This window comes from Microbacterium sp. LWH11-1.2, from assembly GCF_038397745.1.
Taxonomy (GTDB): domain Bacteria; phylum Actinomycetota; class Actinomycetes; order Actinomycetales; family Microbacteriaceae; genus Microbacterium.
This window is the reverse complement of the sequence record NZ_CP151636.1, coordinates 4,021,167-4,040,402: the sequence shown is the minus strand read 5'-3', so window position 1 is coordinate 4,040,402 and position 19,236 is coordinate 4,021,167. Positions and strand designations below refer to the sequence as shown.

At 69.8% G+C, this 19,236-nt stretch carries 17 protein-coding genes; 16 read left to right on the top strand and 1 reads right to left on the bottom strand.

The features are described from left to right. The first annotated feature begins 167 nt into the window (after positions 1-167). A complete protein-coding gene (gene guaB / locus MRBLWH11_RS19695) occupies positions 168-1,670 on the top strand; it encodes an IMP dehydrogenase (RefSeq protein WP_341946086.1) in 1,503 nt (500 codons plus the stop codon). Between the two features lie 64 nt (positions 1,671-1,734). On the opposite strand, the gene MRBLWH11_RS19690 is transcribed toward guaB, so the two are convergent. Beyond that, positions 1,735-2,148, bottom strand: a complete 414-nt coding sequence (locus MRBLWH11_RS19690) for a hypothetical protein (protein WP_341946084.1) — start codon at positions 2,146-2,148, stop codon at positions 1,735-1,737. Between the two features lie 143 nt (positions 2,149-2,291). Here MRBLWH11_RS19690 and MRBLWH11_RS19685 point away from each other — a divergent pair, with 143 nt between their 5' ends. The 15 genes from MRBLWH11_RS19685 (at position 2,292) to MRBLWH11_RS19615 (ending at position 19,197) form a co-directional block, all read left to right on the top strand. Beyond that, positions 2,292-2,603 (top strand): DUF2277 domain-containing protein, encoded by a 312-nt coding sequence (locus MRBLWH11_RS19685; protein ID WP_341946082.1) that lies wholly within the window; start codon positions 2,292-2,294, stop codon positions 2,601-2,603. A gap of 166 nt (positions 2,604-2,769) precedes the next feature. Then, positions 2,770-3,813, top strand: a complete 1,044-nt coding sequence (locus tag MRBLWH11_RS19680; protein ID WP_341946080.1) for a response regulator — start codon at positions 2,770-2,772, stop codon at positions 3,811-3,813. Continuing rightward, entirely contained in the window at positions 3,813-4,802 is a 990-nt protein-coding gene (locus MRBLWH11_RS19675; protein WP_341946077.1) for an ATP-grasp domain-containing protein, read from the top strand. Before MRBLWH11_RS19680 ends, MRBLWH11_RS19675 begins: the two co-directional genes overlap by 1 nt. Then, complete coding sequence (locus MRBLWH11_RS19670) at positions 4,799-5,512, top strand: PHP domain-containing protein (protein WP_341946075.1); 714 nt, start codon at positions 4,799-4,801, stop codon at positions 5,510-5,512. The genes MRBLWH11_RS19675 and MRBLWH11_RS19670 overlap by 4 nt, the downstream gene beginning before the upstream one ends. Beyond that, positions 5,512-6,999, top strand: a complete 1,488-nt coding sequence (locus MRBLWH11_RS19665; RefSeq protein ID WP_341946073.1) for a glycosyltransferase — start codon at positions 5,512-5,514, stop codon at positions 6,997-6,999. The genes MRBLWH11_RS19670 and MRBLWH11_RS19665 overlap by 1 nt, the downstream gene beginning before the upstream one ends. Further along, entirely contained in the window at positions 6,996-7,139 is a 144-nt protein-coding gene (locus MRBLWH11_RS19660; protein WP_165807993.1) for a hypothetical protein, read from the top strand. Before MRBLWH11_RS19665 ends, MRBLWH11_RS19660 begins: the two co-directional genes overlap by 4 nt. Then, on the top strand, positions 7,136-7,483 hold the full coding sequence (locus MRBLWH11_RS19655; RefSeq protein WP_116634580.1) for a response regulator: 348 nt from the start codon (positions 7,136-7,138) through the stop codon (positions 7,481-7,483). The genes MRBLWH11_RS19660 and MRBLWH11_RS19655 overlap by 4 nt, the downstream gene beginning before the upstream one ends. Further along, positions 7,480-9,270 (top strand): ATP-binding protein, encoded by a 1,791-nt coding sequence (locus MRBLWH11_RS19650; RefSeq protein WP_341946070.1) that lies wholly within the window; start codon positions 7,480-7,482, stop codon positions 9,268-9,270. The genes MRBLWH11_RS19655 and MRBLWH11_RS19650 overlap by 4 nt, the downstream gene beginning before the upstream one ends. 99 nt (positions 9,271-9,369) lie before the next feature. Then, entirely contained in the window at positions 9,370-9,921 is a 552-nt protein-coding gene (locus MRBLWH11_RS19645) for an OsmC family protein (RefSeq protein WP_341946068.1), read from the top strand. A 36-nt stretch (positions 9,922-9,957) separates the two neighbouring features. Further along, positions 9,958-10,206 carry an AbrB/MazE/SpoVT family DNA-binding domain-containing protein gene (locus MRBLWH11_RS19640; RefSeq protein ID WP_341946066.1) on the top strand — a complete coding sequence of 83 codons (249 nt, stop codon included), beginning with the start codon at positions 9,958-9,960 and terminating at the stop codon, positions 10,204-10,206. Next, the gene (locus MRBLWH11_RS19635; RefSeq protein ID WP_341946065.1) at positions 10,203-10,568 is read left to right on the top strand and encodes a type II toxin-antitoxin system VapC family toxin; all 366 of its coding nucleotides are present in this window, start codon (positions 10,203-10,205) and stop codon (positions 10,566-10,568) included. Before MRBLWH11_RS19640 ends, MRBLWH11_RS19635 begins: the two co-directional genes overlap by 4 nt. A gap of 77 nt (positions 10,569-10,645) precedes the next feature. Next, complete coding sequence (locus MRBLWH11_RS19630) at positions 10,646-12,334, top strand: ATP-binding cassette domain-containing protein (protein WP_341946064.1); 1,689 nt, start codon at positions 10,646-10,648, stop codon at positions 12,332-12,334. Between the two features lie 54 nt (positions 12,335-12,388). Further along, positions 12,389-13,504 carry a GuaB3 family IMP dehydrogenase-related protein gene (locus MRBLWH11_RS19625; protein WP_116634586.1) on the top strand — a complete coding sequence of 372 codons (1,116 nt, stop codon included), beginning with the start codon at positions 12,389-12,391 and terminating at the stop codon, positions 13,502-13,504. 58 nt (positions 13,505-13,562) lie between these two features. Further along, positions 13,563-14,321 carry an SURF1 family cytochrome oxidase biogenesis protein gene (locus MRBLWH11_RS19620; protein WP_341947865.1) on the top strand — a complete coding sequence of 253 codons (759 nt, stop codon included), beginning with the start codon at positions 13,563-13,565 and terminating at the stop codon, positions 14,319-14,321. 271 nt (positions 14,322-14,592) lie between these two features. Then, positions 14,593-19,197 carry an ExeM/NucH family extracellular endonuclease gene (locus MRBLWH11_RS19615; RefSeq protein ID WP_341946062.1) on the top strand — a complete coding sequence of 1,535 codons (4,605 nt, stop codon included), beginning with the start codon at positions 14,593-14,595 and terminating at the stop codon, positions 19,195-19,197. Positions 19,198-19,236: the final 39 nt, after the last annotated feature.

Here is a 19,236-nt window from a genome sequence, read left to right as displayed (position 1 = left end):
GCGATTCACCTACACCGGCGGCATCCCGTGCGGACGAGGGGCGCTTCCGGGAATGTTCGCGGGCGTGTCTCGCTTAGAATCTTCATACGGGTTTTCGACCCGCACCGGCCGACGTCGACCACCCCACTCGCACTCGGATTCGCGCGACTCGCGCAGGAGGAGCTTCCATGGACCAGCACGATCCCTTCGGCTTCGTCGGACTGACGTACGACGATGTGCTGCTCCTTCCGGGGCACACCGACGTCATCCCCAGCGAGGCCGACACGTCGTCGCGCATCACACGCCGCATCTCGGTCGCCACCCCGCTGCTGTCGAGCGCGATGGACACGGTCACCGAATCGCGCATGGCGATCGCGATGGCGCGTGAGGGGGGCATCGGCATCCTGCACCGCAACCTGTCGATCGCGGATCAGGCCGCTCACGTCGACCGCGTCAAGCGCAGCGAGTCCGGCATGATCACCGACCCGATCACGACGACGGCCGACGCCACGGTCGAAGAGGTCGACGCACTGTGCGCCAAGTACCGCATCTCAGGTCTCCCCGTCATCGACGACGACGGAAAGCTCGTCGGCATCATCACCAACCGCGACATGCGCTTCGTCTCGGGCTTCGAGCGGCAGACCACGTTCGTGAAGGACGTCATGACGAGCGAGAACCTCGTCACCGCCCCCGTGGGCGTCGCGGCCGGCGAGGTCATCGCGCTGTTCGCGAAGCACCGTGTCGAGAAGCTCCCTCTCATCGACGAGGACGGCAAGCTCGCCGGCCTCATCACCATCAAGGACTTCGACAAGAGCGAGAAGTACCCGCTCGCCACCAAGGACGACCAGGGCCGGCTCCGCGTCGGTGCCGCGATCGGATTCTTCGGCGACGCGTGGGAGCGGGCGGAGGCGCTGCGCGATGCCGGCGTCGACGTGCTCGTGGTCGACACGGCCAACGGCCAGTCGCAGGGCGTCATCGACCTCGTCCGCCGTCTGAAGGCCGACGAGACGTTCGAGCACATCGACGTCATCGGCGGCAACGTCGCCACGCGCGAGGGCGCCCAGGCGCTGGTCGATGCCGGCGTCGACGCCGTCAAGGTCGGCGTCGGACCGGGCTCGATCTGCACCACCCGCGTCGTGGCCGGTGTCGGCGTGCCCCAGGTCACGGCCGTGTACGAGGCGTCGCTCGCCGCGCGTCCCGCCGGTGTCCCGGTGATCGCCGACGGCGGCCTGCAGTACTCGGGCGACATCGCCAAGGCCCTCGTCGCCGGTGCGGACGCCGTGATGCTCGGCTCGCTCCTCGCGGGCACCGACGAGTCGCCGGGCGAGATCGTCTTCCAGTCCGGCAAGCAGTTCAAGCAGTACCGCGGCATGGGGTCGCTGGGCGCGATGCAGACCCGCGGCAAGCAGACCTCGTACTCGAAGGACCGCTACTTCCAGGCCGACGTCCCGAGCGACGACAAGCTCATTCCCGAGGGCATCGAGGGGCAGGTGCCGTACCGCGGCCCGCTCGCCGCGGTCGCGTACCAGCTCGTCGGCGGCCTGCGTCAGTCGATGTTCTACGTCGGCGCGCGCACGATCGAAGAGCTCAAGACCCGCGGGAAGTTCGTGCGCATCACCTCGGCGGGTCTCAAGGAGTCGCACCCGCACGACGTGCAGATCGTCGTCGAGGCGCCCAACTACAAGAAGTAGGGATTCGACGGAAAGGGACCGGATGCCGTGCGGCATCCGGTCCCTTCGTCTCTCTCCGGGGAGATCAGCTGCAGGTGTAGGTGACGCCGTCGACGGTCCACACGCCCGGGCCGAGCTCCGCGCACGTCCCGATGATGCCCGCGAAGAGCGTCACGAACAGGATGATGCCGATGATGTACAGCAGGGTGATGACCGCGCCGACGATGATGCCCGCGATGGCGATGCCCTTGGGGGCACCGGCCTTGCCGAGCTTGACGGCCGCGACGATGCTGAGGATCAGGCCGATCGGCGCCGCGACGAAGGCGAGCACCAGGCCGATGATCGACAGCACGCGACCCGGAGGGGAGACCGGAGCTGCAGCGTAGGGAGCGCCGCCGTTGGGCGCGGGCGGCGCGTAGGCGGCGGTGGGATCCGGGGTGGGCGCGCCGTTCCAGGCCGGGGGAGTCTGCGGGGAATCGGGGGGCTGGGGAATCGTCATGTTCTCTCCTGTTCCAGGGAGACGGCGGATCGGCCGTCGCCGGTTCTCGTAGCCAGAGCGTAGCGAGCAGCACCCGCGTCGCACCATGCCGTTCACCGGATCGACCTCTTCCGTCCGTCGTCGGCCCGGCGTAGCGTGCCGGTATGTGTCGCAACATCGTCCCGCTGAACAACCTCGAACCCGCCGCGACCGACGAGGAGTGCCACGACGCGGCGCTGCAGTTCGTCCGCAAGATCTCTGGAGCGAACGCGCCCTCCCGCGTGAACCAGGCGGTCTTCGACCGGGCCGTCGATGAGATCGCCCGCGCGGCCCGTCAGCTGCTCGACGACCTGGTGACCTCGGCTCCGCCGAAGAACCGGGCGGCGGAAGCGGCCAAGCGACAGGCCCGTTCGGCCGAGCGCTATGAGGCGATCCGGGTGTATCAGCAGGAGAAGCGCGCAGCCAGGGCCGTCTGACACGGGAGCGCGCCGCACCGCGATCCGGCGCTGCGCAGCGGCGCTGGCGCCTATGCCAGAATCGACGTACCCCGCTCGACTTTCCCCGCGGACCCGGTGGTAGGGCACCGAGACCGCGACGCCGATCTTCGCATCGGCAGGGATCCTCCCCAAGGAGAGCCGCTCTATGGTTGACGAAGCTCCGCGCGTCCTCGTCGTCGATGACGACCCCGACGTCGCTCTGCTCGTGAAGACGGTGCTCGAGCGGCGCGCGGGCTGCATCGTCGACATCGCGCAGGACGGCCGCGTCGCGATCGAGCGGATGGCGGAGGTGCGCCCCGACGTCGTCGTCACCGACATCGAGATGCCGGGGCTGAGCGGTCTGGAGCTGCTCGCGGAGCTGCGGCGCACGAGCCCGAACGTCCCCGTGATCGTGATGACGGCGCATGTCTCGGTGGAGTACGCGGTGTCGGCCCTGCGCGCGCAGGCCGACGAGTTCCTCACCAAGCCGCTCGACAACGCCCGCCTGATCGAGGTCGTCACACGGCTCGCCGCCGAAGGCCGACGTCGCCGTGAGGAAGCCCGGCCGAAGGAGACCGTGCTGGCCATCGGCGCGCATCCGGACGACGTCGAGATCGGCGTCGGAGGGCTGCTCGCAGCCCACGCGCACGCCGGGGACGCCATCACGATCCTCACCCTCTCGCGCGGTGCCCGCGGCGGCGACGCCGACAGCAGGCAGAGCGAGTCCCTCGCGGCCGCCGACATGCTGGGCGCGCGGCTCTTCGTCAAGGATCTGGTGGACACCGAGATCTCCGGGGGCGGGACGACGGTGCGCCTCATCGAGGAGGTCGTGCAGGAGATCACGCCGACCATCGTCTACACGCACTCCGCTCACGATCGGCACCAGGATCACCGAGCCGTGAGCGAGGCGACCATCGTCGCCACCCGACGCGTCGGCACCGTGGCGTGCTACCAGAGCCCGTCGGCCACGATCGACTTCCGTCCGACGCGGTTCGTGCGCATCGACCAGTACCTCGATCAGAAGCTGCGACTCCTCGAGCGCTTCCAGTCGCAGACCGCCAGCCGCGACTACCTCGAACCCGAGTTCGTCACCGCGACGGCGCGCTACTGGTCGCGGTTCGGCGGCGGCAAGGCCGTGGAGCCCCTCGAGGTGGTGCGCGAGACGGCGGAGTTCGTCGGCGCCCATGAACTCACGAGAAGAGAGAGCTGATGACGAAGCGCGTGCTGGTGACGGGTGCGGGGGGTCCGGCCGGGGTGGCCGTCATCCGCTCGCTCCTCCGCCGCTCCGACCTGACCGTGTTCGCCGCCGACATGGACGGCTGGGCGAGCGGGATCTACCTGGTCCCGCCGGCGCAGCGCCGCCTCGTCCCTCCGGGTCGCGACGAGGACTTCGTTCCCGCGATCGCACGGATGGTCGCCGAGGATGCGCTCGATCTCGTCATCTCGACGGTCGACGTGGAGCTCATCGCGCTGGCCGACCGTCGGGGAGAGCTGGCACCGGCCGTGCTCGCCGCGCCCTCGGCCGACACCCTGAACACCGCGCTCGACAAGCTGGCCCTCGCCGAGCGCTGCGCCGCGACGGGCCGCACCCCGCGTACGGTCCTCGCAGGGCCCGATGCCGAGGAGGTCGACTGGGAGTTCCCGGTCTTCGCGAAGCCGCGCCAGGGCGCCGGCAGCCGCGGCATCCGGCTCGTGCCCGATCGTGCCGCGCTGGAGGCGCTGCCGACCGACGAGGGACTCATCGTGCAGGACTTCCTCCCGGGGGAGGAGTACTCGGTCGACGTCATGGCGGACGCGGCGGGGAACGTCGTCGCCGCTGTCCCGCGGACGCGCGCCAGGGTCGACTCGGGTGTGGCGATCGCGGGGCAGACTGTCCGCGACCCGGAGCTCGAGGACACGGCCGCGTCCATCGCCAGGGCGATCGGCCTCGTCGGCGTCGCGAACGTGCAGCTGCGTCGGGATCGCACCGGCCGCGCCGTGCTGCTCGAGGTCAATCCGCGCTTCCCCGGAGCGCTCCCGCTGACGATCGCCGCGGGTGTCGACATCCCCTCGCTCGTCGCCGATCTTTTCCTCGGCATCGAGCTCCCGACGCGGGTCCCGTTCCGGGAGGTCGCCTCGGTGCGCTTCCTCGAGGATGTGATCGTCGAGGTCGACGACCTGCTCGTCTCCGCCCACGCGGGGCACCAGGAGGAGTTGTGAGCCACGCCGCTCTGCGCGGGGATCACCATGTCCACTCGACGTTCTCCGACGACGCCGTGTCGACGCTCGCCGAGAACGTCGCCGCGGCTGCGGCCGCGGGGCTGAGCACGGTGCGCCTCGTGGATCACGTGCGACAGAGCACCACCTGGGTGCCCGAGTACCTCGCCGCCGTCCGGGAGCTGTCCGTGCCCGGCGGCCTCGAGATCCTCACCGGCGTCGAGGCGAAGATCCTCGATGCAGCGGGCACGCTCGACATCCCCGCTCTTCCCGTAGGCATCGACCGCATCCTCATCGCCGACCACCAGTTCCCCGGAATCGACGGGCCGCTCGGGCCGACCGCCGTGCGTGAGCGGATCGCGGACGGCTGGGCGACCGACGATGTCCTGGACCAGCTCGTCGCGGCGCTGATCGCCTCGATGCAGCGGCACCCGGGGAACCAGCTCGCGCACTGCTTCTCGATCCTGCCGAAGATCGGCCTGTCCGAGGACGACCTCGGCGACGAGCGCACCGACGCGTGGGCGCGCGCCGCCGCCGCCACCGACACGCTCGTCGAGGTGAACGAGAAGTGGGGGTGCCCCGGCATCCGCTCGCTCGCCGCGCTGCGCCGATCGGGAGCGCGGATCGTGGCGTCCACCGACAGCCACGTCGCAACGGACGTCGGACGCTACTCACGGGTCCTCGAGCTCCTCGACGCGGAGGGCGACGCCTGATGGCGGAGCTCACCTGGCCCGAGGCGACGCTCGTCGTGTTCCTGGTGCTATGCGTGCTGGTGGGCACCCTGCCCGTGATCAACACCGCGCTGCAGTTCCTCACGCTGCCGCTGCACGCGTTCCGCAACCACTACGCCAAGGCGGCGCCGTACCACCCGAACATCGCCGTCGTGATCCCCGCCTGGAACGAAGGGCTCGTCATCGGGCCGGCGATCGAACGGCTGCTGCAGCTCGAGTACGCCCCGGAGCGCCTGCGGATCTTCGTCGTCGACGACGCCTCGACCGACGACACCCCCGAGATCGTCACGGCCATGGCGGCGGCGCATCCCGGTCGCGTCGTGCACCTGCGTCGCGACAAGGGCGGCGAGGGCAAGGCGCACACCCTCAACCACGGACTCGACGTCGTCCTCGCGGACGCCTGGACCGAGGCGGTGCTCATCATGGACGCCGACGTCATCTTCGCCAGGGACTCGCTGCGCAAGCTCAGTCGGCACCTGGCCGATGAGAAGGTCGGGGCCGTCACCGCGTACATCGCCGAGGGGAGTCGGGACCGCAACTACCTCACGCGCTTCATCGCCATCGAGTACGTGATCGGCCAGCTCTCCGCCCGACGGGTGCAGAACGTCGGCGGCGCGATCGCGTGCCTCGCCGGCGGGGCGCAGCTGCACTCCCGGGCGAACCTCGAGGCGATCGGCGGGCGCATCCCGACCGGGACCCTCGCCGAGGACACGATGACGACCTTCGAGGGCCAGCTCAAGGGACGGCGCATGGTGTTCGAGCCACACGCCGTCGTCCTCGCGGAGGAGCCTCGCACGGTCGACAGCCTCTGGAAGCAGCGGCTCCGGTGGGCCCGTGGCAACGTGCAACTGACGTCGATCTATCGGAAGCTCTGGTTCCGGCCGAGCCGCACCCACAACCTCGGCAGCTTCACCTTCGGGCTCGCGTGGTTCGTCATCCTGCTCCTTCCCGCCTTCATGCTCCTGGCGGCGTCGGCCCTGCTGATACTCCTCCTTCTGCACAGCGACATCGCGGAGTTCGTGTTCCGCTTCATGTGGATCTCCGCGGCGTGCGTCTACCTCTTCTCGATGCTCTACGCCGTGCAGCTGGATCCCCGTATCGGCAGGCAGTCGTGGCGCGAGGCGGTCATGTTCCCCGGGCTCGGCGCGCTGATCCTCATGGCGCTCGCACTGTTCCCCTGGCTGTTCGAGGAGGGGCTCGCGCAGGTCGGTCTCGCCCTGACCGACGAGAGCCGCTTCGCCTGGGCCGTGATCTTCTACCTCTGGGGGCCGATCTCGATGCTGGGGATCTGGCTCGCCCGCGCGGTCGAGCCGCTTCCGGGCGGCCGGTTCTTCGCCGGACTGCTCGTCTACATCTGTGGATACGGTTCGCTGCTGTGCGCGATCACCGTGGATTCGTACATCAAGGAGTGGCGTCGTGCTGACGCCTCGTGGATAAAGACCGAGAAGATCGGACGGGTCGTCTCATGACGGATGCGCCGCCGCAGGGTTCCGAGGTGGAGGAGATCGCCGCGGATGAACGTCGGGAGCGCCGACTCGTCCCACAGGCGCTCCTCTCACTGGCCGTCGTCGCCGTGATCGTCATCGTGCGAGAGCTGCTCCTCCGATGAGCGGGAGGCCGCTGGCCCTCGTCGTCGAGGACACCGTCGATCAGGCTGCCCTTCTGCGTCGCTACCTCGACCGCGAGGGGTTCGACGCCTTCGTCGCCTACGACGCCGAATCCGCGATCGCCGCGTTCGACGAGATCGATCCCGTCCTGGCGGTGATCGACCTGCTGCTTCCGGGGATCTCCGGTCAGGAGTGCGCGCGACGCGTCCAGGAGCGCTTCCCGGAGTGCTTCCTCGTGATCAGCTCGGTCCTCGACGCCGCGGACTATCCGCCGGCGGATGCGGCGCTGCCCAAGCCGATCACCGGTGCGGATCTGCGCGGCATCGTCGAGCGGGTGACACGATGAGGGCGACCCCGCTGGACCGCGCCGAGAACCGGTGGTACCAGGTCTTCGACAACCCCAGCCCGCTCGTGAAGCAGGCCCCCACGCTCATCGCGACGGTCGCCGCCGTGCTGTTGACCTGGTGGATCCCGGATCTGCCCGTCACGCACCTCGTCGCGGTGGTGTGCGGTGTCGGACTGGTGCTGGCCGCGACCGCTCATTCGGCCGTGCTGAGCGCTCGCCGGGTGTACGACGGGTGGGTCGTCCTGCTCGTCCCGTTGATCGACATCGTCGGACTCGGTCTGTTCCGCACCGGCACCGGTGGGGCGAGCTCGCTCTTCTCCTCGCTCGTGCTGCTGCCCGTCATCTGGATCGCCGCGGCGCCCGGCATCCGCTACGTCTTCGTCGTCGGCGGACTGACCTCGATCGCCCTGCTCATGCCGTACTTCGCCGATCCGCCGCACAGCGCGGTCGACTGGCTGCGCGGAGTCATCGGGCCGCTGGTGTTCGCCGCCGTCGCCGCGGTGATCAACGAGCTCTCCCGTCAGCAGCGCGTGCGCGCCGAGCAGGCGGAGGAGCTGGTCGGCGAACGCACGGCGGCGCTCGCCGACAACGTCAAGATGATCGTGCAGCTGCGGGAGAAGGAGCATCAGTACCGCTCGCTGGTGGAATCGTACGAGGGGCTGTGGTCGTCGATCACGGCGCAGGCCGTGATCGCGACCGACCGGAACGGCACGATCACCGCCTGGAACCCGGGGGCGGAGCGGCTGTTCGGCGTCTCGTTCAGCGAGGCGATGGACGACGTGCGCGTCGACCGCTTCTTCGCGGAGGCGTCGTTGACCGCGCTCGCGAGCGACTGCACGAAGGAACAGCGTGTGGATGCCGACTCCGACCTGCCACCGGGGCTGAGGGCGCTGTTCGCCGGCGCGGACGACGACCAGAACGTCGAGGACGACGTCGACATCGTGACGTCGGCGGGGACCTCGGTTCCCGCGCGGGTGACCGTGAACCCCCACCGCGACGCCTCCGGCACGCAGCAGGGGTATCTGCTCGTGGTGACCGACGAGAGCAAGGCCGTCGAGGTCGCGCGGATGAAGGACGAGTTCGTCGGGATGATCTCGCACGAGCTGCGGACGCCGCTGAGCGCGATCATCGGCTTCCTCGATCTGCTCCAGAGCGATCCAGGACAGCCGCTCAGCGAGGAGCAGCAGGAGTTCGTCGCCATCATCGAGCGCAATGCCCAGCGGCTGCTGAACCTCGTGGGAGATCTGCTCTTCACGGCGCAGGTCGAGTCGGGGCGGTTCCCGCTGGACCGCGCGGAGGTCGACGTGGGCGAGCTCGTGCGCTCCGCCGTGGCGTCGGCGGGGCCGCACGCGCAGCGTGAGGGCATCGAGATCACCGCTGAGCTCGCTCCCGAGCCCGTCCGCATCCTCATCGATGCCGGCCGGATCGGACAGGCGCTCGACAACCTGCTCTCCAACGCGATCAAGTTCACGCCCCGCGGTGGTCGTGTCGCCGCCCGCGTGCGGCCCGTCGACGGCGGAGTGGAGCTGTCGGTGAGCGACACCGGCATCGGCATCCCGAAGGACGAACAGGGGATGCTGTTCACCCGGTTCTTCCGGGCGTCGACCGCGACGAGCAACGCCGTGCCCGGCGTCGGACTCGGTCTCACGATCACGCGCGCCATCGTCCTCGCCCACGGCGGCACGATGGATGTGCGCAGCGAAGAGGGCGTCGGCACGGAGTTCCGTTTCGTGCTGCCCTCGGCGGCCAAGACCGAGACGCTGCGGACCCTGAGCCGCGCGGACTGAGTCCGTCGCCCCCCGTCCTTCGTGACGGTCGATGACGGGCCGTGAACCCCTGTGACGTCGGGGGTGCGCGGGCGCCGACGCCCCGGTTACGGTCGCCGCATGACTCTTCTCCAGGACCAGATCACCGCCGTCTCCGATGTCACGCCGGCCGAGCGCGCACAGCGCCTGACCGATGCGGGAACGGCGTGGAACGAGCGCATCGCCGCCGATGCGAGCAGCGCACAGCTGACCTACCGGGTGAGCGGCCGAGGAATCGGGTCGGTCGCCACCGAGATCCGCGCCGGCAAGCATCGGTTCCTCGTGGACGAGCCGAGCGCGCTCGCCGGAGACGACGTGGCCGCGAGCCCCGTCGAGTACGCGCTGGGCGCGCTGGTGTCGTGCCAGGTGGTCGTGTACCGGCTCTACGCCCAGGCGCTCGGTCTCACGATCGACGAGATCGAGATCACGGCCGAGGGGGATCTCGACGTGCGGAAGCTCTTCGGCATCGACGAGTCGGGCCGTGCCGGGTTCCACGACATCCGGGTGAAGGTCGACATCTCGGGCCCCGACAGCCCCGAGCAGTATGAGAACCTCCGCCAGGTCGTCGACGCGCACTGCCCGGTCCTCGACCTCTTCGCGAACACGGTTCCCACGGCGAGCGCGCTCTCCTGAAACCCATCGGTTAGGACGTAGTGGTACTCTGATCTCATGGATACCACGTTTGTCGCTCCGATGGGCGACCGGGGCCGCCTGGTCGTCCCCGCCGAGCTCCGTGCGCGGCAGCACTGGGAACAGGGTGCGCGGCTGCTGATGATCGAGACGGACGGCGGAGTGATCCTGGTCACCCGGGAGCAGGCCAAGTCCCTGGTGCGGTCGCAGCTCGCCGGGAAGGACCTCGTCGCGGCGCTTCTCGCCGATCGTCGGTCCGCAGCGGCTGCGGAGGACGAGATCGAGTGACCGTTCTCGACGCGTCAGCCGTCCTGGCGTTCCTGCAGGCCGAGCCGGGCGCTGATGCCGTCGAGGAGCTTCTGGACGGTGCGGTCATCGGGGCGGCGAACTGGGCGGAGGTGGCCCAGAAGGTCCGAGCGTCGGGAGCCGACTGGGGCGTCGCCTCCGGACTGCTGCGCAGCTATGAGCTGGTGATCGAGCCCGTGCAGCACGCGGACGCCGAGGTCGCCGCAGCGATGTGGAAGCGCGGCAGCGGGTTGTCGCTCGGGGATCGGCTGTGCCTCGCGCTCGCCCGACGTCTCGATGTGACGGTGGTCACGACGGACCGTGCGTGGGGAGAGTCGGGCCGGATCACCCAGCTCCGTCCCTGACCCCGGTCACTCCGTTCCATCGCGGGCTGATAGCCTGGTCGGCTCGCTGTTCGCGGGCGGAAGGACGGCCACGGACAGTGGGCTACATCGATGTCTCCGGAGTGTCTCTGACTCTCCCCGACGGCAGACCGCTTCTCGACGAGGCGACATTCAGGGTCGGTGCGGGGTCCACCAGCGCGTTGATCGGACCGAACGGCGCCGGCAAGACGACGTTGCTGCGCATCATCCGCGGAGATCAGCCGGCCGATGACGGCGTCGTCACGATCGACGGCGGCCTCGGCGTCATGGACCAGTTCGTCGGGCACGGACGCCAGGGTCAGACCGTGCACGAACTGCTCGTGAGCGTCGCTCCGCAGCGGATCCGCGGGGCGGCACAGGGGCTCGAGGCGGCGGAGAACGCACTGATCGAACGCGACGAGCACGACACCCAGATGGCGTACGCGTCGGCGATCGCGGAGTACGCGGATGCCGGTGGCTACGAGCACGAGACCGTGTGGGATCAGTGCACGGTGGCGGCGCTCGGCGTGCCGTTCGAGCGTGCGCGCTTCCGCGAGCTCACGACGCTCTCCGGCGGCGAGCAGAAGCGACTGGCGCTGGAGGCGCTGCTGCGCGGTCCCGACGAGGTGCTGCTGCTCGACGAGCCGGACAACTACCTCGATGTGCCGACGAAGCGCTGGCTCGAGGATCAGCTGCGGCAGACGCCCAAGACGGTGCTCCTCGTGTCGCACGATCGCGAACTCCTCGCTCGTGCCGCGGACCGCCTGATCACTCTCGAACCGGGCGGCGCAGGTTCCACCGCGTGGGTGCACGGCGGCGGCTTCGCGACCTATCAGCAGGCGCGCACCGATCGGATGGACCGGCTCGACGAGCTCCGGCGACGCTGGGACGAGCAGCACGAGAAGCTGCGCACCCTGGTCGCGAACCTCAAGGTGAAGGCCTCGGCGAACGACGGCTTCGCGTCGCGGTATCAGGCCGCTCAGACGCGGCTCCGCAAGTTCGAGGAGGCCGGTCCGCCCGAGGAGCGGCCCCCCGCGCAGGACTTCGACATGCGTCTGCGGGGGTCGCGCACGGGCAAGCGGGCCGTGGTCGCCGCAGGCCTCGAGCTCACCGGTCTGATGAAGCCCTTCGACGCCGAGGTCTGGTACGGCGATCGCGTCGCGGTGCTCGGCTCGAACGGGTCGGGGAAGTCGCACTTCCTGCGGCTTCTGGCCAGGGGTGGCAGCGATCCGGATGCCACCCTCGGTCACGTCACGTCCACCGGAGAGCAGCTGAGCGAGGTGCCGCACACGGGCACGGCGACGCTCGGCGCCAGGGTCGTGCCGGGGCTCTTCGCGCAGACGCACGCGCACCCCGAGTTCGTCGGGCGCACGCTGCTGGAGATCCTGCACCGCGGAGACGACCGCCGCGCCGGGATGCCGAGGGATGCCGCCAGCTCAGCGCTGGATCGGTACGGGCTCGTCCGGCAGGCGCAGCAGACGTTCGACTCGCTTTCCGGTGGGCAGCAGGCGCGGCTCCAGGTGCTGCTGCTTGAGCTGTCCGGTGCGACGCTGCTGCTGCTCGACGAACCGACGGACAACCTCGACCTGGAATCGGCCGAGGCGCTGGAAGACGCGCTCGCGCGTTTCGAGGGGACGGTGCTCGCGGTCACGCACGACCGCTGGTTCGCCCGGTCGTTCGACCGATTCCTGGTGTTCGGCTCGGACGGCGAGGTCTACGAGTCCGATGCGCCGGTCTGGGACGAGAGGCGGGTCGTGCGCTCCCGCTGACCGGCTCCGCAGCCGCAGACCCCGTCGGGGGCCGGGTAGGCTGGACGGGTGACCATGGAGATCGAGCTCGGCCGAGGAAAGCGCGCACGCCGCGCGTACACGTTCGATGACATCGCGGTGGTGCCCTCGCGCCGCACGCGCAACCCCGAGGATGTCTCGACCGCGTGGACGATCGACGCGTTCGGCTTCGACATCCCGGTGCTCGGAGCGCCGATGGACTCTGTCGTCAGCCCGCAGACGGCGATCATGCTCGGGCAGCTCGGCGGCCTCGGCGTGCTCGACCTCGAGGGACTGTGGACGCGCTACGAAGACCCGCAGCCGCTGCTCACGGAGATCGCCGGGCTCGACGACGGCGAGGCGACCGTCCGCATGCAGCAGCTGTACTCCGAGCCGATCAAGCCCGAGCTCATCACGCGCCGGCTCGCCGAGATCCGCGAGGCGGGCGTCACGGTCGCCGGCTCCCTCACGCCGCAGCGCACGCAGGAGCACTACGACACCGTGGCCGCGGCCGGCGTCGACCTGTTCGTCATCCGCGGCACCACCGTCTCGGCCGAGCACGTGTCCAGCGTCGACGAGCCCCTGAACCTCAAGAAGTTCATCTACGACCTCGACGTCCCGGTGATCGTCGGCGGCGCCGCCACCTACACCGCGGCCCTGCACCTCATGCGCACGGGCGCCGCGGGCGTGCTCGTCGGCTTCGGCGGGGGAGCGGCCTCCACGACCCGTGCGACGCTCGGCATCCACGCGCCGATGGCCACCGCGGTGTCCGACGTCGCCGCCGCGCGACGCGACTACCTCGACGAGTCCGGCGGCCGCTACGTGCACGTCATCGCCGACGGGGGCGTCGGCACCTCCGGCGACATCGTCAAGGCGCTGGCCATGGGAGCGGATGCCGTCATGCTCGGCGTCGCGCTCGCCCGCGCCACCGACGCTCCCGGCCGCGGGTTCCACTGGGGCCCGGAGGCCCATCACTCGAAGCTGCCGCGCGGACGCCGCGTCGAGGTCGGCGGCATCGGCACGCTCGAGGAGATCCTCTACGGTCCCGCGCCCGTCGCCGACGGCACCGCGAACCTCATCGGCGCGCTGCGCAAGTCCATGGCGACCACCGGATACTCCGACCTCAAGGAGTTCCAGCGGGTCGAGGTCGTGCTCGCCCCGTACGAGGCCTGAGGCTCCGCGCGTCACCGTGACCACTCCTGCGCCGTTCCCGCCGACCCTTCGTGAGGTCATGCTCCGGGGACGCTGGATCGGGATGCTTCTGCTGTGCCTCGTCGTCGCCGGGGTGTTCGCGTGGCTCGGGCAGTGGCAGCTCGAGCGCGCGATCGAGACGGATCCGCCCCCGGCGGGGGCGACCGAGCAGGTGCGGCCGCTCACCGATGTCGTGGAACCGGGGCAGTACCTTCCCGAGCCTCTCGTCGGCCAGCGCGTCGAGACATCGGGGACGTGGGTCGAGGGCGACTTCCTCGTCGTGTCGAGCCGGTTCAACGACGACGTCGAGGGATATTGGGTCACCGGCCAGCTGCGAGTCGCCGACCGCACGTCGATCGCGGTCGCGATCGGCTGGGCGCCCGACCGCGAAGCGGCGGATGCGGCCGTCGAGCGCCTCGCCGCCGAGGACGACGGCTCCGAGGTCGCGATCAGCGGCAGGATCATCTCCGACGAGGGCCCGGCGGTCCCGCCGCGCACCGACCCGGAGCGGATGGATCGGATGTCGACGGCGGCGCTTCTCAGCCGGTGGAGCGACACCGCGGATCTCGACGTGTACCGCCCGTATCTCGCCTCGACCACGGCGACGGCCGGGCTCATCGAGATCTCCTCTCCCGCGCCGGAAGAGCAATCGCCGATCAACTGGCTGAACATCTTCTACGCGGTCGAGTGGGCGATCTTCGCGGGCTTCGCGTTCTACCTCTGGTACCGCCTGGCGAAAGACGCCTGGGAGCGCGAGGTCGAGGAGTTCGACGAGGCGCGGACCGCGGAAACAGCCTGATCACATCGCGCATCTGCGCGGAGATCCGTGCGCACATGTGCGCCGGAATGCCGGGATATGGACCTTCGTCGGGGGTCGCCGCGGCCATCCGGTGAGCGGTCGGTGACGAATCGGAGAACTCCATTGAGGATGTCCGGAGCGCTCCGTATGCTCGCAACATGTGTGCGGGCTGGGAGACCCCGGTGCGCGCCGTGACAGATTCATGAGAGATGTCGCACCACCGACCGAGGAGACCGCACCGATGATGTCCGCTCCAGAGGACGGGAACCGCATGGCTCCCGTCGCTCACCGTAGAAACCGGGGGCGCGTCGGCGCTCTCGCCGCGACCTGTGTGGCAGCGCTGGGCTTCGGCTCGCTGACCGCCGTGCCCGCCTTCGCCGATCCGGCAGGGACGGGGGTGGTGATCAACGAGGCCTACCTCTCCGGTGGCAGCGCAGGGGCCGCCTTCAAGAACAAGTTCGTCGAGCTCTACAACCCGACCTCCGAGCCGGTCACCCTCGACGGCATGTCGCTGCAGTACCGCTCCGCGACGGGCACCGGGCCCTCGAACGGCGTCGCGCCGCTCACCGGCGTCATCCCGGCCGGCGGCTACTACCTGGTGCAGGGCAACAGCAACGGGGCCAACGGCGCCGACCTCCCGGCTCCCGACGCGGTCAGCACCCTGACCCCGAGCGGCACCACCGGCACGCTCGCGCTCGTCGAGGGCACGGCCGCCGTCACCCTCACCCCCGGCTCGGTCGCGGGCGTCGACGGCGTGGTCGACCTTCTCGGCTACGGCACCTCCAACACCTTCGAGACCGCGGCGGCCACGGCGCCGGCGGGGAACACCGACGTCAAGTCGCTGAACCGCACAGGCGGCGCCGACACCGACGACAACAGCGTCGACTTCACGCTCTCGGCCACCATCACCCCGCAGGGCACCGGCGGCACCGACCCCGATCCCGACCCCGATCCCGATCCCGATCCGACCACGGTCGCGATCGCCGACGTGCAGGGCACGGCCGACGTCTCACCGCTGAGCGGCCAGACCGTCACGGTCGAGGGCGTCGTCACCGCCGACTACCGCACCGGCGGCTACAAGGGGATCGTCATCCAGACCCAGGGCTCCGGCGGCGCGACCGACGCCACGCCCGGAGCATCCGACGGCATCTTCGTCTTCCTGAACGCGCTGGCCCCGACCCTCGCGATCGGCGACCTCGTCTCCGTGACCGGCGCGGTCGGCGAGTACTTCGGCCAGACGCAGCTGAACCCCGGCGCGGTGACCGACATCGAGGTGCTTGCGGCAGGCGCCGGAGTCCCCGCGGTCACTCCGCTTCCCGACACCGTGCGCGGCGCCGACCGCGAGCAGTACGAGAACATGTATGTGGCTCCGGAGGGAACATACCGTCTGGCCTCGAGCCACCAGCTCTTCAACTTCGGCACGCTCTGGCTCAACGCCGGCGCGGACCTCAACGTCAAGAGCACCGAGACCACGCGCCCCGGTGACGCGGCGGCGGCCATCGCCGCGGCCAACCGGGCCAACCGCCTGCTGCTCGACGACGGCTGGTCCATCCAGGTGACGAACAACGGCCACCCCGGTGCCCAGCCGTACTTCACGAAGGACGCGGTGGTCCGCAACGGCGACACCGTCGACTTCGGCGACAACGGCTACGTGCTGCAGTGGGGCTTCGACGACTGGCGTCTGCAGCCCGTCATCCCGATCGACGATGCCTCTCCGGCAGACCTCAAGGTCGGCTTCGCGGCGACGAACCCGCGCACCGAGTCGGCTCCCGAGGTCGGTGGCGATGTGCAGGTGGCCTCGTTCAACGTCTACAACTACTTCACGACGCTGACGTCCGAGAACCCCGATGCCCGCGGTGCCGCGAATGCGGCCCAGTTCGCCATCCAGAAGTCGAAGATCGTCGCGGCGATCAACGGCCTGGATGCCGAGATCGTCTCGCTCATGGAGATCGAGAACTCCGTCAAGCTCGGCGAGCCGATCGACTCGGCCCTCGAGGACCTGGTGGCAGGTCTCAACGAGGACGCCGGCAGCGACGTGTGGGACTACGTGCCCACCCCTGACGCGCTGAACGACGCGGCGACGACGGACTACATCACCAACGCGATCATCTACAAGAAGGATGCCGTCACCACCGTCGGCGACAGCGCGACCGTCACCGACGAGACCGTCTGGGGCAACGCGCGTGAGCCGATCGCCCAGGCGTTCGACATCGACGGCCGGGTCGTCACCGTGGTCGCGAACCACTTCAAGTCGAAGTCGCCGCCCCAGGGTGCGGGTGCAGAGCCCGCCGACGGCCAGGGCTTCTTCAACGCCGACCGCGTCGCGCAGGCGCAGTCGCTCCTGGAGTTCACGACCGACCTCGAAGAGGCATCGGGCAGCGGCGACATGCTGCTGATCGGCGACTTCAACGCCTACGGCAAGGAAGACCCGATCGACGTCTTCACCGCGAACGGCTGGAGCGACCTGGTCGCCGACAGGGCCGCCGGTCAGTACACGTACACGTTCGACGGCGAGCTCGGCTCGCTCGACCACGTCATCGCGTCGCCGTCGCTCGCCGCGTCGATCACGGGCGCCGGCGTCTGGGGCATCAACTCGCCGGAGTGGAGCGACCGCGGCTACGCGTTCGGCGCCACCGAGTCGGGCACGCCCTACCGTTCCAGCGACCACGACCCGATCATCGTCGGCGTCTCCTCGGAGATCCCGCCGGTGAGCATCGACGTCGTCACGGTCAACGACTTCCACGGTCGGATCGAGGCCGACGGCGCCGCCGCAGGCGCGGCCGTCCTCGCGGGTGCGGTCAAGCAGTTCCGCGACGCGAACCCGAACACGATCTTCGCCGGAGCCGGCGATCTGATCGGCGCGTCGACGTTCACCTCGTTCATCAATGACGACAACCCGACGATCGACGCGCTCAACGCCGCCGGCCTCGACGTCAGCGCCGCGGGCAACCACGAGTTCGACCAGGGCTGGGAGGACCTGCGCGATCGCGTGCAGGACCGCGCGGACTGGGAGTACATCTCGTCGAACGTGTTCGTGACGGAGACGGGTGAGCCTGCGCTCGCCCCGGCATGGGTCAAGGAGCTCGACGGCGTCAAGGTCGGGTTCGTCGGCGCCGTCACCGAGGACCTCGACTCGCTCGTGTCGCCGGAAGGCATCGCCGACCTCGAGGTGCGCAGCATCGTCGACTCGGTCAACGCGGTGGCCGACGACCTGCGCGACGGCGATGAGTCCAACGGCGAGGCGGATGTCGTCATCCTCCTCGTCCACGAGGGGGCGGAGAGCGTCGATGTCGGGGCCATCACCCCGGAATCGCCGCTGGGCGAGATCGTCTACGGCGTCGACGACGACGTGAACGCGATCGTCTCGGCGCACACGCACCTCGCGTACAACCACGTCATCGACGGCCGCCCGGTCGTCTCGGCGGGGCAGTACGGCGAGAACCTCGGTCTGATGAACATCCAGGTGGACGCGAAGACGAAGGAGCTGATCTCGATCACCAACGAGATCAAGCCCCTCACGGCTGCGGGTGCGCCGCTGTACCCGGCCGTCCCCGAGGTCGCCGACATCGTGGCCGAGGCGAAGGCCGAGGCCGACGTGCTGGGGGCGATCAAGGTCGGAGACATCACCGCCGACTTCAACCGCGCGCGTCAGACCAGCGGCTCGGAGAACCGCGGTGGCGAGTCCACCATCGGCAACTTCGTCGCCGACGTGCAGAAGTGGTCCACCGATGCCGACATCGCGCTGATGAACCCGGGCGGAATCCGGGCGAACCTCGCGTACGCCTCGACCGGAGCATCCGACCCCGACGGCAACGTCACCTACCGTGAGGCGGCGACGGTCCAGCCGTTCGCGAACACGCTGGTGACGCTGACCCTCACGGGCGCGCAGCTGAAGGGCGTGCTGGAGGAGCAGTGGCAGCCGGCGGGCTCGGCGCGGCCGTTCCTGAAGCTCGGCGTCTCCGAAGGGCTCGTGTACACCTACGACCCCGCAGGGGCGCAGGGCTCGCGGATCACGTCGATCACGCTCGACGGCACGCCGATCGATCCGGCGGCCGATTACACGGTCGCCGCGAACTCGTTCCTCGCCGCCGGTGGAGACAACTTCTCCACCTTCAAGCACGGTACGGGCAAGCGCGACACCGGCAAGATCGACCTGCAGTCCATGGTCGACTGGTTCGATGCGAACAAGACCGCGAGTCCCGACTACGCCCAGCGCGCGGTCGGCGTCGCGATCAGCCCGGCGGATGCCGACGGCTACAGCGCCGGCGACCAGGTGACGGTCTCGCTCTCCTCGCTCGCGTTCAGCGCGGGGGAGCCGGCTCCGGGCGAGGTGTCGCTCTCGCTGGGCGGCACGCAGCTCGCGGCCGGAGCGATCGATCCCGCCATCGTCGACACCACGGACGAGGTCGGGCGTGCGAGCCTGACGTTCACGGTGCCGTCGGGCGTCTTCGGGGAGCAGCAGCTCACCGTCGCGGTCGCGGGCACCGGGACCACCGTGCAGGTGCCGTTCACGATCGCGGGCGAGGAGGAGTTCGCCGGCACGATCGCGCTCGGCTCCTCGAAGGTGACGGCGGGCAAGAAGCTCACCATCACCGGCGAGGGCTACCAGCCCGGTGAGACCGTGACGGTGGAGCTGCGCCCGAAGAAGGGGCAGGCCATCGAGGTCGGCACGATCCAGGTCGGCGACGACGGCTCGTTCAGCACCTCGGTGACGGTTCCGAAGAAGACGCAGCCGGGCAAGTACACGGTGGCGGTGGCGCAGGCGGACGGTGACGAGGCGACGGCCACGGTCACGGTCAACCGCGCCGGCGGCATCGGCGGCGCCATCGGGGACATCCTCGACTGGCTGTGGGATCTGCTCACCGGGTGGTGGTGATCCTGCACACAGGATGACAGAGCGGAGGCCGTCGGGAGA

What these genes read in the sequence shown, in the direction of transcription:
- MRBLWH11_RS19675 (WP_341946077.1), top strand. Translation starts at nt 3,813, where the DNA reads ATGACGAAGCGCGTGCTGGTGACGGGTGCGGGGGGTCCGGCCGGGGTG.
- MRBLWH11_RS19640 (WP_341946066.1), top strand. Translation starts at nt 9,958, where the DNA reads ATGGATACCACGTTTGTCGCTCCGATGGGCGACCGGGGCCGCCTGGTC.
- MRBLWH11_RS19660 (WP_165807993.1), top strand. Translation starts at nt 6,996, where the DNA reads ATGACGGATGCGCCGCCGCAGGGTTCCGAGGTGGAGGAGATCGCCGCG.
- MRBLWH11_RS19645 (WP_341946068.1), top strand. Translation starts at nt 9,370, where the DNA reads ATGACTCTTCTCCAGGACCAGATCACCGCCGTCTCCGATGTCACGCCG.
- MRBLWH11_RS19665 (WP_341946073.1), top strand. Translation starts at nt 5,512, where the DNA reads ATGGCGGAGCTCACCTGGCCCGAGGCGACGCTCGTCGTGTTCCTGGTG.
- MRBLWH11_RS19615 (WP_341946062.1), top strand. Translation starts at nt 14,593, where the DNA reads ATGGCTCCCGTCGCTCACCGTAGAAACCGGGGGCGCGTCGGCGCTCTC.
- MRBLWH11_RS19650 (WP_341946070.1), top strand. Translation starts at nt 7,480, where the DNA reads ATGAGGGCGACCCCGCTGGACCGCGCCGAGAACCGGTGGTACCAGGTC.
- MRBLWH11_RS19625 (WP_116634586.1), top strand. Translation starts at nt 12,389, where the DNA reads ATGGAGATCGAGCTCGGCCGAGGAAAGCGCGCACGCCGCGCGTACACG.
- guaB (WP_341946086.1), top strand. Translation starts at nt 168, where the DNA reads ATGGACCAGCACGATCCCTTCGGCTTCGTCGGACTGACGTACGACGAT.
- MRBLWH11_RS19655 (WP_116634580.1), top strand. Translation starts at nt 7,136, where the DNA reads ATGAGCGGGAGGCCGCTGGCCCTCGTCGTCGAGGACACCGTCGATCAG.
- MRBLWH11_RS19680 (WP_341946080.1), top strand. Translation starts at nt 2,770, where the DNA reads ATGGTTGACGAAGCTCCGCGCGTCCTCGTCGTCGATGACGACCCCGAC.
- MRBLWH11_RS19690 (WP_341946084.1), bottom strand. Translation starts at nt 2,148, where the DNA reads ATGACGATTCCCCAGCCCCCCGATTCCCCGCAGACTCCCCCGGCCTGG.
- MRBLWH11_RS19685 (WP_341946082.1), top strand. Translation starts at nt 2,292, where the DNA reads ATGTGTCGCAACATCGTCCCGCTGAACAACCTCGAACCCGCCGCGACC.
- MRBLWH11_RS19620 (WP_341947865.1), top strand. Translation starts at nt 13,563, where the DNA reads ATGCTCCGGGGACGCTGGATCGGGATGCTTCTGCTGTGCCTCGTCGTC.